The organism is Halorhabdus utahensis DSM 12940 (genome assembly GCF_000023945.1).
Lineage (GTDB): Archaea > Halobacteriota > Halobacteria > Halobacteriales > Haloarculaceae > Halorhabdus > Halorhabdus utahensis.
The window spans coordinates 192616-208479 of the sequence record NC_013158.1; the positions used below are offsets into that span (position 1 = coordinate 192616).

The window sequence follows — 15864 nt, forward strand, 5'->3', positions numbered from 1 at the left end:
GACCTGTTCTGGTAACATGAACGAAGACCTGATCGCGACGGCGATCGACGAACTCGAGGACGTCTTTTACATATTCACGCCCGAAGGCGAATTCGTCGCCTGGAACGAGCAGTTGCCGGCGGTCTCCGGATACACTGACGACGAACTGGACGAGATGGAACCGACGGCACTGTTCTCCGGTGACGGGAGCGAGGCCGTCGCCGACGCGATCGAGACCGTGATCAAGAACCGGCGTCGAACGGCCGTTCAGGCCAACCTCGAAACGAAAAGCGGGACGGAGATCCCCTACGAACTCTCGGTATCGCCGTTGATCGAGGACGACGAACTCCGCGTGATCGTGGGTATCGGCAGGGACATTACCGATCGCCTGGAGAACGAACGCCGGCTCCAGCGGATGGCCGAGGAGATCCGTAACCTCTCGATGCCGGTCGTCGAGATCTGGGACGGCGTCATTCTGACCACGGTCGTCGGCTCGCTCGATACGGCGAAAGCCGAGCGGTTGACCGAGGAACTCCTCGATCGGATCGTCGAGGCCGAAGCGTCTGTCGCGCTGATCGACATCACCGGCGTGGCGGCGATCGATACGGCGACGGCCCAGCATCTCATCGACACGATCAACGCCGTGAATCTGCTCGGTGCCCGCGTCGTCATCACTGGCATCAGTCCGGACATCGCCCAGACCCTCGTACAGCTCGGCGTCGAACTCGATGACGTCGAGACGCGCTCGTCACTGATGGATGGCCTCCAGGTCGCACTCTCCTGGCAAGGGGTGACGTTCGAGTGACGGCGGCCGATCCCGCGATCACCCGAGTGTTCGACGTGCTGGTCGCGAGGTTCCCGAGCCAGCCCACCGACCAGGCGGTCGACGAGCTCAGGGCGGCGGTGTTGGCGGAGATAGAGGAGTCGAACCCGAACGGCGTCGTCCTCGATATCTCGGGCGTGAATACGCTGGATTCGTTTTTCGCCCGCGTCATCGCAGAGACGGCGGCGATGGTCGAGCTGATGGGCGGGACAGCCATCGTCGCCGGGATGCGGCCGAGCGTCGCGATCACCGCCGCCGAACTCGGCTTCGACCTCGGGGGCGTCGAAACGGCGCGGGATACCGATCACGCCCTCTCGCAGTTAGGGGTCCGTGCCGCCGAGGAGACACGCAATGAATGAGACGGGCTCGCTCCGGGAGGACGTCACAGTCAGACGGTCGGGCGAGCTACAGCTCGGTGCCGAGGACCACGTCCTGCGAGCACGCCAGCGGGCACGGGAGGTCGCCGAGAGCGAAGGCTTTTCGATCACTGACGTCACCCGGATCGTCACGGCCGTCTCCGAACTCGCCCGGAACATCCATCTCTATGCCGGTGATGGCACGATGAGCTGGCGCGTTCTCGAGGACGGCGATCGAGACGGTCTGGAGATCACGTTCGACGACGACGGTCCCGGAATCGACGACGTCGAGGGCGTCCTGGCCGCCACGCACTCGACATCCGACGGAATGGGCCGCGGAATCCAGGGAACGCGGAAGTTGATGGACGAGTTCTGGCTGTCTTCGAGTACCGATACCGGGACGACCGTCACCATCAGGAAGTGGCAGTGATGCCCGGAGACTTCGAGGTTCGACGGGAGAAACGACAGCGAGTCGAGACTGATGACGATGTCGTCCTCGCACGGTCGCTGGCCGAGGACATCGCCGGCCAGGCCGGGTTCGATACCGACGTCGGCGCAGAGATCGGTATCGTCGCCACGGAACTCGCCGAAAACGTCCGGAAACACGCCGAACACGGCGAACTCACCGTTTCTCACATGGCCGATGACGCGGACAGCGGGATCAGGATCGAGTCCCGGGACGCCGGGAGCGGAATCGAGGACATCGAGAATGCGTTCACGGACGGCGTCTCGACTGCCGGCAGCCTCGGCCGCGGGCTCGGCGCAGTCAACCGTCTGATGGATCGGGTCTCCGTCATGTCGCCCGGAACGCCCGGCAACGGCACCCACGTCACGGCCGATCGATGGGTCCGGTCGTTCGCCGAACCGACGGTCGATCCGTTGCTCACCTTCGGGGCGGCATCCCGGCCGAAAGTGTTGGGCACCGAAAACGGCGATAGCTTCGTGCTCACTCGGTGGAACGACACCACTCTCGTCGGCGTGATCGACGGACTCGGACACGGGCCGCCGGCCCACACGGCTGCGATGGCCGCGAAGGGCTACGTCAACACGCACGCCGATCGCCCGCTCGGGGAGATCTTCGCGGGGACCGAACGTGCCTGCAAGGCCACTCGGGGCGTCGTGATGGCACTCGCGCGCTTCGACTGGACAGCCCAAACAGTCACGTTCGGGGCCGTCGGGAACATCACGCACAAAACTGACGGCATCGATCTGCGTGTGGTGGATCGACGTGGGGTTCTCGGCAGCAACGGCCCGGATCCCGTCGTGGCGAGCGCCGATCTGGTCCCGGAGACGCGGCTGGTACTCGCCTCGGACGGCGTTGACTCCCGGTGGCAACTGAGTGACTACGAGCGGATCCTCGCCGACGCCCCGACCGTGGCTGCCCGGCGGCTGCTCGCCGAGTTGGGCAAAGACCACGACGATGCGACAGTACTCGTTGGACTGCCGGCAGATGGACCCGGCTCCGAGACCGAAACCGATCAACGGGAGAACCACCAGTGACAGCGGACATACTCACGCAGCTCCGGCAACTCGCAGTTGATCGCGACGACGACCTCGGGGACCTGCTCTCGACCGCGGCCGATCGGATCGCGACCCAGGACGATCGGATCGCGGAGCTCCAGACGGAACTCGAAGAGACCAACGAGGGCATGGTCGCGCTGACGCTCGAACTCCAGGAAGCCGAACAGCGCTACCGATCGCTGTTCGAGAACGCCGTCGAGGGGATCTACAAGACGACGCCGGACGGTCGACGGTACGTCCTCGCCAACAAGTCGATGGCCGAGATCCTCGGCTACGACGCTCCGGAAGCCCTCCAGGAGGCGGTTACTGACATCGGCGAGGACGTGTTCCTTGATCCAGACCGCTACGAAACCTATCAATCCAGACTCAGAGATGCGGGGGCGATCGAGAACTTCGAGTATCAGGTACAGCGCGCCGACGGCGAGGTCAGATGGGTCAGAGACAACGCCCGGACCCTCTCCGATGACGGCTCACCGTCCGGGTTTCGTGGCGGTGTCATCGACGTAACCGAACTCCGGACCTACGAGACGCGCCTGGAGCGGACCAACGAGGAACTGGAGGCACTCAATCGGCTCGTCCGTCACGACATCAGCAACGACGTGCAGGTGATCCAGGCGTTCGCCGAACGGCTCGATGAACGACTGGTCGAGGACGGCGAGCGTGAAGCCATCGAGAAGATCCTCTCGGCGACCGACCACATCACGGACCTCACCGAGAACGCCCGCGAATACATCGAGGCGGTGACCGGCGATGACGATCCCGAACTCGAACCTGTTGACCTCTGTCAGGTACTCGCCTACGAACTCGATCGCCAACGTGATGCCAATCCTCACGCACGTTTCGAGCTCCTGACTGACCTGCCCGCCGTTGCCGTCCGGGCAAACGAGATGCTTGGGTCGATCTTCCGGAACCTGCTCGGCAACGCCGTCGAACACAACGACAGTGATCCAGTGGTCGAGATCGTGTGTATCGTCCACGCCGACAGTGTCGAGATACACGTCGCGGACGACGGCCCCGGAATCCCGCCGGATCGTCGGGACGCGATCTTCGGAAAGGGCGAGCAGTCTCTCGACAGTGAAGGGACGGGGATCGGTCTCTACCTGGTCGACCAGCTGGTCTCGCTGTACGACGGAGAGATCCACGTCGAGGACCGGGCGGAGTGGTCACCCGTCGATCCCCAGACCGGTGAGCCCGTCGAAACCACCGTCGAAGCGGACTCCGGATCCGTGTTCGTGCTTCGACTTGCCCGCGCCTGAAGGGCCCTCAGTCGAATGGACGCCCCCATCGAGAGGACAAACTGGTGGATTGTGGCAACTGTTATACCACGCCCTCCTCAATCCACGCCTATAGATGGCCGAACGGAACGGCACGTTGTTTTGGGTGGTCGTCGGACTCGTGTTGAGTGGCCTCGCGATCCCGTGGTTCCTCTGGGGGGACGACACGGTTCTGGCGGGACTGCCGGTGTGGCTGTGGTGGCACATCGGCTGGATGATGCTGGCATCGGTCGTGTTCTATGTGTTCACCCGGCGGGCATGGGGTGTCGGCGTCGAGAGGGGTGTCTGAGATGGCGAACGTCGCCCTGCAACTCGGGATCGTCGTCGGCTACCTCCTGCTCGCTCTCGGCGTCGGGTTGGTCGCGTATCGGCTGACCGAGCGCTCGGCGGAGGACTACTACCTGGCGAATCGGACGATCGGAACGGTCGTCCTCCTCTTTACGACCTTCGCGACGCTGCTGTCGGCGTTTACGTTCTTCGGCGGCCCCAACCTCGCGTTTGCGGCGGGGCCGGAGTGGATTCTCGTCATGGGGTTGATGGACGGCGTCATCTTCGGAATCCTGTGGTACGTGATGGGCTACAAGCAGTGGCTCATCGGTCGCGAATACGGCTACGTCACGGTCGGGGAGATGCTGGGCGACCGCTTTGACTCCCGGGCTCTGCGTGGACTCGTCGCCGGGATCAGCCTCTTCTGGCTACTGGAGTACGTCATGCTCCAGCAGGTCGGGGCCGGCCGGGCGCTGGAATCGCTCACGGAAGGGGCGATCCCCTACTGGGCGGGGGCGACGTTGATCACCGCATTTATGATCGGGTACGTCGTCCTCGCGGGAATGCGCGGCGTCGCCTGGACGGACACGTTACAGGGCGTGTTCATGCTCGTCCTCGTGTGGGTTGCCCTCGCCTGGATCGCCGTCTCGGCGGGTGGCCCCGGCGAGTTGACGGCGGCGATGGGCGAGGTAAACCCCGAATTCCTCTCGCTTGGCGGCGGGCTGTACTCGCCCCAATACATGCTCTCGATGGCGATCGCGATCGGCTTCGGCGTCGCGATGTTTCCCCAGATCAACCAGCGCTTTTTCGTCGCCCGGAGCGAGCGCGTCCTCAAACGGTCGCTGGCGCTGTGGCCCCTGCTGGTCATCCTGCTTTTCGTCCCCGCGTTCATCCTCGGGGCGTGGGCGACGGGACTCGGTGTCACGCCCAACGCCCGGGGGAACATTCTCCCGCCGTTGTTGAACGCCTACACGCCGACGTGGTTCGCCGCCCTGGTCGTCGCGGGCGCGATGGCCGCGATGATGTCCTCAAGCGACTCGATGTTGCTGTCGGGGTCGTCGTACCTGACGCGGGACCTCTATCGCCCGTTCGTCGATCCGGACGCCAGCGACCGCCGGGAGGACCTCGTCGCCAGGTTGGCAGTCGTCGCCTTCGCGCTGATCGCACTGGCGATGAGCCTCGGGACGAACCTGACGCTGATCGAGATCGGCGCGACGGCGTTCAAGGGCTACGCCCAGCTGACTCTGCCCGTGCTGGTCGCGCTGTACTGGCGCGGGACGACGCGTGCGGGGATGCTCGCGGGCGTCGGTATCAGCCAGGCGTTCTACCTGCTTGCGACGTTCACCGACCCCGTCCCGGCGACCTACGGGGGTTGGCAGGCCGGGCTGATCGGGATGGGGATCGGTCTCGTGGTGACGGTCGGCGTCTCGCTGGTCACCCGTGCCGCACCCGAGGAGAACGCTGATCGGTTCGTCACGCCAGAGAGTACCGACGCTGACTAGGGGCCCTCGCAGCCATCACCGAGTACCGTGGGGTTCCCAGCGTTTCACCCACCACATTCGTCCAGAACAACCAGCGAGTCGAGGACAGACAGGTCAAAATTCCGGTGAGCTACCGATTTGGGGATCAGATTCTTCAAAAATAGATTCGACGATACGTTTCCCCGACATTCCGCGACGTATGAGACTGGTTTTTTATCAAACCGGGCCTACATAGCGAGTATGCAAACACACATCGTCCCGGTCGGCTTCGACTACGACCGGCTCATCGCGCCGCTGGTCCGGGAGCAACGCACCGTCGACCGTGCGATCTTGCTCGAAGGCGCGATCGGAAACGAGGCCAACGCCGAGTACTCCCGACTCCTGACCAGTCAACTGGAGAAGGACTTCCAGAACCTGCTCGGCTCGAAGACCGAGCGCATTCTCGTCGAGGACGTCTACGATTACGACGCCGCCTTCGAGCAGGGCTTCTCGCTCATCAGCGACGAACTCGATCGGGATCCTGACGCCGAAGTCTGGCTCAACATCTCCGCGATGCCCCGGACGGTCAGCTTCGCCTTCGCGACGGCCGCCCACTCGATCGCCGTCGAACGTGAGGGGGACCGTCACCGGATCCACACCTACTACACGGCCCCCGAGAAGTACCTCGAAACGGAACTCGCCGAGGAACTCCGCAAGCAGATCGATCTGCTCGAAGACCTCTCGGACGATGTCGACGACGATCTCGTCGAGAAGCGCCTGGGAAGCGCCCAGGATCTCATCGAGGAGTTCGACGAGCGCGGAACGACGATCGGGGCCAAGGAGATCAACGGCAGCTACATGGTCGAGATCCCCGTCGCCTCGTTCTCGAACGTCAAACCCTTCGAGGAACTCATCCTCTTCACCCTGGGCGAACACGGCGAATTTGAGTCCGTCTCAGAGCTTGCCCAGGCCCTGGCCGTGGACCTCGGCGAGGAGTACACCGACAGCTTCCGGTCGAAGGTGCTCTACAACGTCGATCGCCTCGGGCCGGGCGGCAAAGGCTACATCGAGCAGGAAGAACACGGCAAGTCCTACCGGACGCGGCTCTCACGCATCGGTGAACTCTGGGTACGTGCCCACTCAGGGGAACGCCCTGACCGCGCGCCGGCAACCGATTAGGGCGCTAGCGTCTCGGCGAGGTCGCCTCGCTGCTCGTGTTCGGCGAGAATGTCGCTGCCGCCGACGAACTCACCGTCGACGTACGTCTGTGGGATGGTCTCCCAGCCGCTCTGTGCTTCGAGCGCAGCCCGGTACTCCGGGAGGGAATCGAGGACATCGACAGTCTCGAAGTCCTCACAGTGGGCGCGTATCAACCCGACCGCTCGCTGGGAGAAGCCACACTGCGGACGCTGTGGCGTCCCCTTCATGAACAGCACCACATCATTTTCTTCGATCACGCCCTCGACGTGTTCAGTGACAGTCTCGGCGTCAGTGGGAGTCTCAGTTGACATCGTCAGATTCAGCGCATCGGTCCGCCTATGACTTGGGGAACAGTCAAGGCCTGCCTCTTTCTGCGACGTGCTATCAAATACCGTATATTGCTGGCCTGCGGGATGCCTCACTCGGCTTCCTCGGGCGTCCGGGTCGTCACCTTCAAGGCGTGGATCTCGGTCGTCAGGGCGTCCTCAAGCGCGTCATAGACCATCTCGTGTTGCTCGACGAGTGTTTTCTCGGCAAAGGCAGGCGAGACGACGGTGGCTGCAAGATGTTCGGTGTCGTTCGGCCGCGGATGGGTGACAGTCGCAGTCGCATCGGGGATCGCGTCCTCGATGCGGCGCTCGACTTCAGCGGATTCCATGTCCGTGCTGGCCGACGGGCGGCCAAAGGGGTTGCGCTCGTGACAATCTGTGACGGACCGGCCGCCCCGGCCAGCGGCCGATCAAACACGAAACACTCAATCCGGATGAACTCACAGGGAAAGATATGTCACGCGTCCCGTCCGGCGTGGGCTCCGGATCGACGAACACGGGGACCGCTCGCACCCCTCCTGTAGTAGGGGCGGTATAGCCCCACAGCTCCTTCTCACAGTCACGGACGGATCGCACGACGACCACTGACGCCACAAACCATGAGTACGGAACACGAAACTGACGACGAGCCGACCGACGAATCGACACCTGACCCCGCACTCGCAGGGGACTACGATCCCCGCGAGACCGAGCCCAGATGGCAGGACTACTGGGTCGACAACGACGTCTTCGCCTACGAGGAAAGCGAGACGCCCGACGCCGACACCCAGTTCACCATCGACACGCCACCGCCGACCGTCTCGGGCAGCCTCCACATGGGCCACCTCTATCAGTTCACGCTCCAGGACTTCGTCGCCCGGTTCCGGCGGATGACCGACGACACCGTCTACTTCCCCTTCGGGTACGACGACAACGGCATCGCCTCCGAGCGTCTCACCGAGCGCGAACTCGACATCCGTCACAGCGACTTCGAGCGCCGCGAGTTCCAGGAGAAGACCCGCGACGTGTGTGCCGACTACGAGGACGCCTTCACCGAGGACGTCCAGTCACTCGCCATCTCGGTCGACTGGGATAACACGTACAAGACGATCGAGCCCCGCGTCCAGCGCATCTCCCAGCTATCGTTCCTGGACCTCTACGAGCAGGGCAAGGAGTACCGCCAGCGCGCGCCGACGATCTGGTGTCCCGACTGTGAGACGGCCATCTCACAGGTCGAACAGGAGGATACCGAACAACACACCACATTCAACGACATCGAGTTCCCGCTGGTCGCGGACGGGAACGGCGAAGCCGACGACGGCGAGACGCTGACGATCTCGACGACGCGGCCCGAACTCCTGCCGGCCTGTGTCTCGATCTTCGTCCACCCTGATGACGACGCGAACGCTCACCTCGTCGGGGGGACGGCTGAAGTCCCGCTGTTCGGTCAGGAAGTCCCGATCATCGAGGACGAGCGCGTCGACTTAGAGACCGGCAGCGGCGTCGTCATGTGCTGTACCTTCGGCGACCAAACTGACATCGAGTGGTACCAGGCACACGACCTGCCCCTGCGGATCGCCATCGACGAATCGGGAACGATGACCGACCGCGCCGGCGAGTACGAGGGACTGTCGACGACCGAGGCCCGCGAGGCCATCATCGCCGATCTCGACGACGCGGGACACCTGCTGGAGAGTCGCGATCACCACCATTCGGTCCAGGTCCACGAGCGCTGTGAGACCGAAGTCGAGTATCTCGTGACCGAGCAGTGGTACGTCGACATGCTCGACTCGACCGAGGAGTACCTCGAGGCTGGCCGGGAGATGGACTGGTACCCCGAGAAGATGTTCACCCGGTACAAACACTGGATCGAGGGACTCGAATGGGACTGGTGTATCTCTCGCCAGCGTGACTCGGGTATCCCCTTCCCGGTGTGGTACTGCGAAGACTGTGGCGAACCCGTCTTCGCTGACCGCGAAGACCTGCCGGTCGATCCCCTCAGCGACGACCCGCCGGTCGATAGCTGTCCGGAATGTGGCGGGGCGGACTTCGAGCCGGAGAGCGACGTCTTCGATACGTGGGCGACCTCCTCACTGACGCCGCTGATCAACGCCGGGTGGGACTGGCAGCCTGCCGACGAGTCGGCAGAGACAGCCGACTCGGTGGACGCCGGGGAATTCACCTTCGACAACCCGGAACTCTATCCGATGAACCTCCGGCCACAGGGTCACGACATCATCTCCTTCTGGCTGTTCCACACCGTCGTGAAGTGTTACGAGCACACCGGCGAGATCCCCTTCGATACGGTGATGGTCAACGGGATGGTACTCGACGAGAACCGCGAGGCGATGTCGAAATCGAAGGGCAACGTCGTTTCGCCGGAGGCAGTCCTCGAAGACTTTCCCGTCGACGCCACGCGATACTGGGCCGCCGGGACCTCGATCGGCGATGACTTCCCGTTCAAGGAAAACGACCTCGAGGCCGGCGAGCGCCTGCTGCAGAAACTCTGGAACGCCTCGAAGCTCGTCGATCAGCTCGCACCCGGGAACAACTACGAGGAGCCCGAGGACCTCGCAGCGATCGACGAGTGGTTGCTTGCGAAACTCGACGACACCATCGAGAGCCTGACCGAGAAACTCGATACCTACGAGTTCTCGAAGGCCCGCAACGAACTCCGGACGTTCTTCTGGTCGACGTTCTGTGACGACTACCTCGAGATCGCCAAACAGCGAGACGACAAGTCGGCCGCCTACACACTGGTGACGGCCCACCGGACATTCCTCAAGCTGTTCGCTCCCTTCCTCCCACACGTCGTCGAGGAGATCTGGCAGGCGAAATACGCCGAGGTGGGTGAGCGCAACTCGATCCACGTCTCCGAGTGGCCCGAACCCCGCGGCTACGACGCCGACCTCGCCGCCGGGGAGACGGCGATGGCGACGATCGGCGCACTGCGGGGCTACAAGACCGACCACGGCATGGCGTTGAACGCCGACATCGATCGCGTCGAGGTCTACGGCGACGTGAGCGGCTTCGAATCGGCCATCCAGCAGGCGATGCACGTCGATGAGCTCTCGGTTGTCGAAGACGATCCCGAAATCAGCACCGAGATCGCCGAGATCAGCCTCGATTACGCCACCGTCGGACCGAAGTACGGCGATCAGGTGGGCGGTATCGAGCAAGCGATCGCGACAGACGAGTACGAACTCGACGGGGACCGGCTTCACGCCGGCGACGTGACGCTCGAACCCGACGAGTTCGAGGTACGCAAGGAACACACCTACGCTGGCGAGGGCGAACTCGTCGAAACCGACGACGTGGCGATCGTCGTCCAGTCCTGACGCGCGTTTCAGTGACGCGTCACACCGGTCGATCGCCGACACCGTTCTTGTGACTGTGCGAGGCCACGTGAGTTTATATGCGATCCCGAGGGGAGAGCGTCCTGTCGACGACGGCACACAGTGATCGTCCGTCGTCACGGGGGACTGATGCATATCGAACGAGCACGTACCACGGCGGTGAGTAGCGCCAGGCAAACACGGAAAGCGAGACAGCGGCGGTGTCTCGGCCAATGATCGGAGCCCCGCTCGGGGTCCTTCTTGGCGTGGGATTCGGCCTCGTCCTCGGCACAGTCGTCGCCAGCGTCACTGCGATCGTCGGGTTCGCGAGGAGCGACAATGTGAACCCCCCGCTCTCAGGGGAGAGCGGCGTCGGTGTCACGCTGTTTCTCACCGGCGCTATTGCCGTCCTCTTCGGGATCCTGCTACCGATCGTCGGCAATGGGTGGGGAGATTCACTCTCTGATCCCATCCCAGCAGTGGCCAACTGGACGGCAGCGGTGATCGAGTTTCTCCCACTTGTGGTACTCGGCGGAGTCACGACGATAGTTCTCGGGCGATACGGCTACCGACAGGGCGAACGCATCGCCGGAGACGTTCCCGCGAGCGAAACGGATCGACACAACAGTCGGGAAACGCTGTCTCCAGCCACCGTGGCTGACGCCGATGCCACTGGCCGGGTTGGGATCGACGTCACGCTCGACACGGCGTCGTTCGAGAGCCAGCATTCGCTATTGGCGGCGAAATGGGACGCGACCGACTCCCGAACCTGGGAGTTTCAGGCTGATCTGCCGATCCATGAACTCGAGGCCCGACTGGCAGATCGAGTCGAGACGAGATTCGACGTCGACGTCACGCAGGCCACGATCGACAGCCAGGGGCAGGCGACCGTCAGCGCCGCACCGTCGCCACGAACGGGCGCGAATCAGTTATCGGCCGGACAGCGTGCTGTCACACTCGACACGCTCGTCCCCGCCGGCCTCGAAGTCGGCGATAAGGTTGTTCTCAGAGTCACGGGTGGGGGTGTCGACGGAACCGTTCTCGGAATACAGTCCACCCAGTCCACGAAACGCGACTCGAACACCTCCAGCGGGCGTCCAGGTGACGGCGCCACTGGCGCGTTCAGAGCCAGCGGGGACGAAACGCACTCTTCGGCCTCACCAGCCGATCGGACCATCGATCACGCCGACTCCAGATTGTCCGTTGCCGTCGCCGTTGACGACGTCGAAACGGTGCTGACGGCGGAAACCGTCGACGTCTTCGTGCGGTCCCAGGGTGGAAATCAAGCACGGGGAGCGTTCAGACAGTTACGTCGAACCGCCGTGATCGTCCGACACGTGACGATCGACGAGCAGAACCAGGACCTGCTCGAAAACGAGGCCGCGAACGTCGAGATACTCGCCCGTCGGATGCCCGATGCCGGAGACGAGTGGGAGTTTCGGTCAGTCAAACACTCGGATCACCCCGACGAGCCAATCGAGGACCGATCCCGCGAAGGGGACGAAAGCCACTTCCCGGAGGAACCAGCTAAATCGCCGAAATCAGACGTCTGTGCCGCTGAAGATCCCATCGAACAAGCAGTTCCCCGAGGAACGGACGTGCTCCTCATCGGGAACGAACGCACCCTGGCTCAGTTCACAGCCCACGAACCGACCCAGAGTTCGGCGGTGGAACGATGACGACTGCCTTTCTGGGTATCATCGGGTCGGTCGCCACCAGTGGCAATCAGCTCTCGTCGCTGGTTCCGCCCGGAACGCGGTCGGCCGCCGTGAGTCTCACCGCGTTCGCTCTCTTCGGGGCCATCACGGCAGGTGCGACCGCGATCCTCTATCGACGACTGACGACCCGAGCGCTCCCGACCGGCGCTGGCGTCCTCCTCAGCTGGCTCGGAGTGTCTCTCTGGGTCATTGTCCGCATCGCGGCAGGTGGAACTGTCGTCGCCGGGCACTCGATCGTGCTCGATGCGACCGGTTACTTCCTCGTCGTGGCGTTCGGGTTGACTTGGGGAGCTGCCGCCGGGGGAAGACTCCTCGGAGACGCGCTCGGCTGTGAGATCTACGACATTGTGCAAGCCAAACAGACCGACGAAACAGCCGCTATCCGGAGAGCGGCGAGACAGCCGGTCAGCGTCGAGTTGCCGGAGACGATTCTGGATCGGTCTCACAGCCAACCGATCGATTCGTCGACAAAGCGCAACCTGGAAGGTAGCACGTGGTGGTTTCCTCGTGGTCTCTCCAGAGGCGAACTCGAATCCAGAATCCGAACCCGACTCGAACGTGACCACGGAATCGATCGGACCGAAATAGCGCTGTCCGGTGACCGTGAGATCCAGACGCTCGCAGTCGGGCACGAACCGTCCGGAGTGACTGCGGCATTACCACCCAGGACCGTGGGTGTCGCCGTTCGGAACGAAGAGGTCCCAGCGGCCACAGTGCCCGACCCGATCGAACGGTGGACGGTGCAAAACGATGGGATCGAGTTCGCTGGCCGCGGGACGCTTCAGGCGGCAACCACCGACCGAATGACGCTCGCTCTCCCGGCGAATGCCGTCAATGCAGCGACGGGCAATCGTCCGACCGAATACACGACAAAGCCAGCAATTCCGGACGACGTGAATGAGGTTCTCTCCGCCCTCAGGCAGTCAGCCCACACGATCAGCATGCTATCGATCGAGGAGGGCGATCCACTCGACGGCGAGTTCGTCGGCTGGCTGCCCGTCTGGACCCTCGTCATCGTCCGGAACGGGACGACCATCCCGTTTCCTGCGGACACCGAGACGCTTCGACGCGGCGACGATATCTACGTCCTCGGGGACGAATCCGCGTTCTATGACCTCGCTTCGTTCGAACGCGAGCGACGATCGCGGTGTGGCGCGTGATGGGACGATAGTTTATATCCCGGGGCGAAGCCACCGACCCCATGCTGGCAGTCGCAGGGACCAAGGGCGGGTGTGGCAAGACGACGACCGCAATCGGCATCGCAGAGGCCTTCGCCCGCGCGGATGTCCCGGCTGTGGCCGTCGATGCTGACCGACAGTTGCCGAACGTCCACGTCATCGGCGATGTCGATCGCGAGCCGACGCTGGCGACAATTGACGAAGGGGACGCTGTCTCGGATGTCGCTGCCCGAAGTCCTCGTGAATCGAACGCCCAACTTCTTCCCGCACCCCTGTCGTCAGAAACGGTCCCGTTCGAATCAACACTCTCCAGGGTCGCGGATGCCCCGGCCCGGGCCGTCATCGACTGTCCTTCAGGTGCTGGCCCTGATGGCGTCGAACCGCTCTCGGTTGCCGACCGCGTCATCGTCGTCACGACAGATGCGAAACGAAGCATCGAGGGGGCGAGAGTGACGGTAGAGATGGCTGGTCGCCTCGACGTGCCTGTCGCCGGGATCGTGGTCAACCAGTGCGAAAGTGTGCCACCGACCATTGTTGAAGCGACAGACTCGCCGGTACTGGCAGCAGTGCCAGACCGTCCGGATCCACTCGCCCACCCGGAGACACGTGCTGCATACGATCGTGTCGCCGCGGAGCTCACCAACCGCTGGGACTCGAAAGTACCGGACGCCACCGACCGGTTCACAACCGGGATCGACTCGCTCGATGCGGAACTCGGTGGCGGGATTCCCAATGGAAGTGTGGTCAGCGTGGTCGCCGAACCAAACAGCCAATCCGAGCAACTTCTCTACGCACTGACCGCCGCTCGCGGAACATTGTATCTGAGCGTGGAACGGTCGCAGTCACTCGTCCAGGAGGCAGTCGAGACGGCAGCCGTTACGCCCGGAGAACCCGTAATCCGGCATCTCGATGGCCCGGACGTTCTTTCGGAAGCGATGGAGTACGTCGAGTCACTCCCGGATGGGGCAAACCTCGTTATCGATTCGATGGACCTCTTCGAGCGGGCCGATCGAGAGCGGTTTCAGAAATTTATGAACGGACTCCTCGACCGGGTGAGAGAGACGGAATCGGTCGTCTTCCTGCACTGCCTCGACTCCGAGGACGAGCCCGCACTCCGACCGCTGACGACCCACTTTGCGGATCTGGTCTTCGAGCTCGAGGTGACGATGAACGTAGCCGGCGTATCCCAGCGCCTGACAGTCCCGAAGCATCGCGGAGAGCCGATACCTCAGGAGACGATCGAACTCGACTTGATCGCCGAGTCGGTGCTTCCAACTCGAAAGCAATCCGTCGGTGATTGAGCGATCTTCGGCAGCTGGACTGAAAGAGACGATGACCGCGACCGTAGAGACTGATCAGCGACGCGAACGGCGTTGCAGCCGATGGCGACAGTCTCGAAGTCGATCCCCGAGTGCCTCGAACCGTTCGCGGACAGGACTCTCCGGCGCGGCATCGCGAACTGGAACCCACGCCTCCTGTGCCGCGCGAATGTCACTCCGCGCGGGGATGTACGTCACCGGCGCGTTGAACTGCTGGGTGAGGTCCGTTCGGATCTGTTTGTAGGTCGACTCGTCGGTTTCGTTGAGCACGACGGCTCCCACGGGAGTACCGAGATCGACAGCGAGTTCGTGGGTTCGGGCAGCGTCCGCGAGAGCCGCTTTGCTCGTATTCGTCACGAGGACCGCAACGTCGGCACTCGAAATCTCGACGCCGACGTCACGGGCCAGTCCCGCCGGACAGTCGACGACAACCGAACCGGCCGCTCGATCGAGTCTCCTGACGACGGGCTCGAACGCCTGCAGATCGACCGCACGAGCCCCCTCTATGGTCCGTCCACAGGGGAGCAACTGCATGTTCCAGAACTCTTCGAGGGCCTCCATCGGATCGACACGGCCAGCAAGGACATCGTGAAGATCCGGGCCGGTACCACGGGGGAGATCCGCGGTCGAAAGATCGCCGTCGACGACGACTGCATCCAGTTCCGCAGCCAGGTTCAGCGCGACCGTCGACTTGCCGACACCGCCTTTCCCGCCCGTGACTGCCACGATCATTGCGGATTTCGGACAATGTCCCTGGGCGGCCGCCACGCAGCCAAGTCACGGAGCACTGATTGGGTGTCCCTGTCGAAGTCCGCTGGCGTCGCTCGTCGGACATCGACAAGGCGCATTGGCGGGTCCCGTGGCTCTGCCGGACTCCCAAAGCCAACACCTCGGGACTCCCCGGGGTGCAACACTGACTCCCAGGTATCTTCATCCCACTCCGAAGCGGTCACATCCCCGTGTCGAGGGTACCAGGTGGGGCCATCGAGTCGACTCTCGATTTTGATCACCTGGGCAGTCCCACGCGTGTTCGTGACTGTCGCCAGAACGAACGTGACCCCCTGTACAACCGTCGTCTTCGCGTCTACATCGACCATATGTGGCTATCGGATCTGTTTGGTGTCCG

General features: G+C 63.3%; 16 protein-coding genes. 12 read left to right on the plus strand and 4 right to left on the minus strand.

Translation table 11 applies throughout. From position 1 onward, the window contains the following. Positions 1 to 16 precede the first annotated feature (16 nt). The 8 genes from HUTA_RS00945 (at position 17) to HUTA_RS00980 (ending at position 6859) form a co-directional block, all read left to right on the plus strand. Entirely contained in the window at positions 17 to 784 is a 768-nt protein-coding gene (locus tag HUTA_RS00945; protein ID WP_012795260.1) for a PAS domain S-box protein, read from the plus strand. Then, positions 781 to 1161 carry an STAS domain-containing protein gene (locus tag HUTA_RS00950; RefSeq protein WP_012795261.1) on the plus strand — a complete coding sequence of 127 codons (381 nt, stop codon included), beginning with the start codon at positions 781 to 783 and terminating at the stop codon, positions 1159 to 1161. Before HUTA_RS00945 ends, HUTA_RS00950 begins: the two co-directional genes overlap by 4 nt. After that, positions 1154 to 1588 carry an anti-sigma regulatory factor gene (locus HUTA_RS00955; protein WP_012795262.1) on the plus strand — a complete coding sequence of 145 codons (435 nt, stop codon included), beginning with the start codon at positions 1154 to 1156 and terminating at the stop codon, positions 1586 to 1588. Before HUTA_RS00950 ends, HUTA_RS00955 begins: the two co-directional genes overlap by 8 nt. Beyond that, positions 1588 to 2658 carry an ATP-binding protein gene (locus HUTA_RS00960; protein WP_012795263.1) on the plus strand — a complete coding sequence of 357 codons (1071 nt, stop codon included), beginning with the start codon at positions 1588 to 1590 and terminating at the stop codon, positions 2656 to 2658. The genes HUTA_RS00955 and HUTA_RS00960 overlap by 1 nt, the downstream gene beginning before the upstream one ends. Further along, positions 2655 to 3935: an ATP-binding protein gene (locus HUTA_RS00965; protein WP_012795264.1), complete on the plus strand. Its 1281-nt coding sequence runs from the start codon at positions 2655 to 2657 to the stop codon at positions 3933 to 3935. The genes HUTA_RS00960 and HUTA_RS00965 overlap by 4 nt, the downstream gene beginning before the upstream one ends. 94 nt (positions 3936 to 4029) lie before the next feature. Beyond that, on the plus strand, positions 4030 to 4242 hold the full coding sequence (locus tag HUTA_RS00970) for a DUF3311 domain-containing protein (protein ID WP_012795265.1): 213 nt from the start codon (positions 4030 to 4032) through the stop codon (positions 4240 to 4242). A 1-nt stretch (position 4243) separates the two neighbouring features. Continuing rightward, positions 4244 to 5722, plus strand: coding sequence for a sodium:solute symporter family protein (locus HUTA_RS00975; RefSeq protein ID WP_012795266.1), 1479 nt, complete (start codon positions 4244 to 4246; stop codon positions 5720 to 5722). A 219-nt stretch (positions 5723 to 5941) separates the two neighbouring features. Next, positions 5942 to 6859: an HFX_2341 family transcriptional regulator gene (locus tag HUTA_RS00980; RefSeq protein WP_012795267.1), complete on the plus strand. Its 918-nt coding sequence runs from the start codon at positions 5942 to 5944 to the stop codon at positions 6857 to 6859. On the opposite strand, the gene HUTA_RS00985 is transcribed toward HUTA_RS00980, so the two are convergent. Both HUTA_RS00985 and HUTA_RS00990 read right to left on the minus strand, forming a co-directional pair. Beyond that, entirely contained in the window at positions 6856 to 7191 is a 336-nt protein-coding gene (locus tag HUTA_RS00985) for a glutaredoxin family protein (protein WP_012795268.1), read from the minus strand. The two genes, HUTA_RS00980 and HUTA_RS00985, sit on opposite strands and share 4 nt — an antisense overlap. A 107-nt stretch (positions 7192 to 7298) precedes the next feature. Next, complete coding sequence (locus tag HUTA_RS00990; protein ID WP_012795269.1) at positions 7299 to 7538, minus strand: BolA/IbaG family iron-sulfur metabolism protein; 240 nt, start codon at positions 7536 to 7538, stop codon at positions 7299 to 7301. A gap of 270 nt (positions 7539 to 7808) precedes the next feature. Between HUTA_RS00990 and HUTA_RS00995 the strand changes: the two genes are divergently transcribed. The 4 genes from HUTA_RS00995 to HUTA_RS01010 all read left to right on the plus strand — a co-directional run bounded on the left by HUTA_RS00995 (position 7809) and on the right by HUTA_RS01010 (position 14720). After that, a complete protein-coding gene (locus tag HUTA_RS00995; protein ID WP_012795270.1) occupies positions 7809 to 10526 on the plus strand; it encodes a valine--tRNA ligase in 2718 nt (905 codons plus the stop codon). A 230-nt stretch (positions 10527 to 10756) separates the two neighbouring features. Continuing rightward, positions 10757 to 12202, plus strand: coding sequence for a hypothetical protein (locus tag HUTA_RS01000; RefSeq protein WP_012795271.1), 1446 nt, complete (start codon positions 10757 to 10759; stop codon positions 12200 to 12202). After that, positions 12199 to 13401 (plus strand): hypothetical protein, encoded by a 1203-nt coding sequence (locus HUTA_RS01005; protein WP_012795272.1) that lies wholly within the window; start codon positions 12199 to 12201, stop codon positions 13399 to 13401. Before HUTA_RS01000 ends, HUTA_RS01005 begins: the two co-directional genes overlap by 4 nt. A gap of 41 nt (positions 13402 to 13442) precedes the next feature. Then, the gene (locus HUTA_RS01010; protein ID WP_012795273.1) at positions 13443 to 14720 is read left to right on the plus strand and encodes a DUF7125 family protein; all 1278 of its coding nucleotides are present in this window, start codon (positions 13443 to 13445) and stop codon (positions 14718 to 14720) included. Positions 14721 to 14774: 54 nt separating this feature from the next. Here the strand turns inward: HUTA_RS01010 and HUTA_RS01015 are convergent, their stop codons facing one another. Both HUTA_RS01015 and HUTA_RS16140 read right to left on the minus strand, forming a co-directional pair. Next, complete coding sequence (locus tag HUTA_RS01015; protein WP_012795274.1) at positions 14775 to 15470, minus strand: MinD/ParA family ATP-binding protein; 696 nt, start codon at positions 15468 to 15470, stop codon at positions 14775 to 14777. Continuing rightward, a complete protein-coding gene (locus tag HUTA_RS16140) occupies positions 15467 to 15835 on the minus strand; it encodes a DUF7857 domain-containing protein (protein WP_012795275.1) in 369 nt (122 codons plus the stop codon). Before HUTA_RS16140 ends, HUTA_RS01015 begins: the two co-directional genes overlap by 4 nt. Between the last annotated feature and the right edge of the window lie 29 nt (positions 15836 to 15864).

Coding starts and splice junctions, on each gene's coding strand:
- HUTA_RS00945 (WP_012795260.1), top strand. CDS start 17: ATGAACGAAGACCTGATCGCGACGGCGATCGACGAACTCGAGGACGTC.
- HUTA_RS00955 (WP_012795262.1), top strand. CDS start 1,154: ATGAATGAGACGGGCTCGCTCCGGGAGGACGTCACAGTCAGACGGTCG.
- HUTA_RS00960 (WP_012795263.1), top strand. CDS start 1,588: ATGCCCGGAGACTTCGAGGTTCGACGGGAGAAACGACAGCGAGTCGAG.
- HUTA_RS00970 (WP_012795265.1), top strand. CDS start 4,030: ATGGCCGAACGGAACGGCACGTTGTTTTGGGTGGTCGTCGGACTCGTG.
- HUTA_RS00975 (WP_012795266.1), top strand. CDS start 4,244: ATGGCGAACGTCGCCCTGCAACTCGGGATCGTCGTCGGCTACCTCCTG.
- HUTA_RS00980 (WP_012795267.1), top strand. CDS start 5,942: ATGCAAACACACATCGTCCCGGTCGGCTTCGACTACGACCGGCTCATC.
- HUTA_RS00985 (WP_012795268.1), bottom strand. CDS start 7,191: ATGTCAACTGAGACTCCCACTGACGCCGAGACTGTCACTGAACACGTC.
- HUTA_RS00990 (WP_012795269.1), bottom strand. CDS start 7,538: ATGGAATCCGCTGAAGTCGAGCGCCGCATCGAGGACGCGATCCCCGAT.
- HUTA_RS00995 (WP_012795270.1), top strand. CDS start 7,809: ATGAGTACGGAACACGAAACTGACGACGAGCCGACCGACGAATCGACA.
- HUTA_RS01000 (WP_012795271.1), top strand. CDS start 10,757: ATGATCGGAGCCCCGCTCGGGGTCCTTCTTGGCGTGGGATTCGGCCTC.
- HUTA_RS01005 (WP_012795272.1), top strand. CDS start 12,199: ATGACGACTGCCTTTCTGGGTATCATCGGGTCGGTCGCCACCAGTGGC.
- HUTA_RS01010 (WP_012795273.1), top strand. CDS start 13,443: ATGCTGGCAGTCGCAGGGACCAAGGGCGGGTGTGGCAAGACGACGACC.
- HUTA_RS01015 (WP_012795274.1), bottom strand. CDS start 15,470: ATGATCGTGGCAGTCACGGGCGGGAAAGGCGGTGTCGGCAAGTCGACG.
- HUTA_RS16140 (WP_012795275.1), bottom strand. CDS start 15,835: ATGGTCGATGTAGACGCGAAGACGACGGTTGTACAGGGGGTCACGTTC.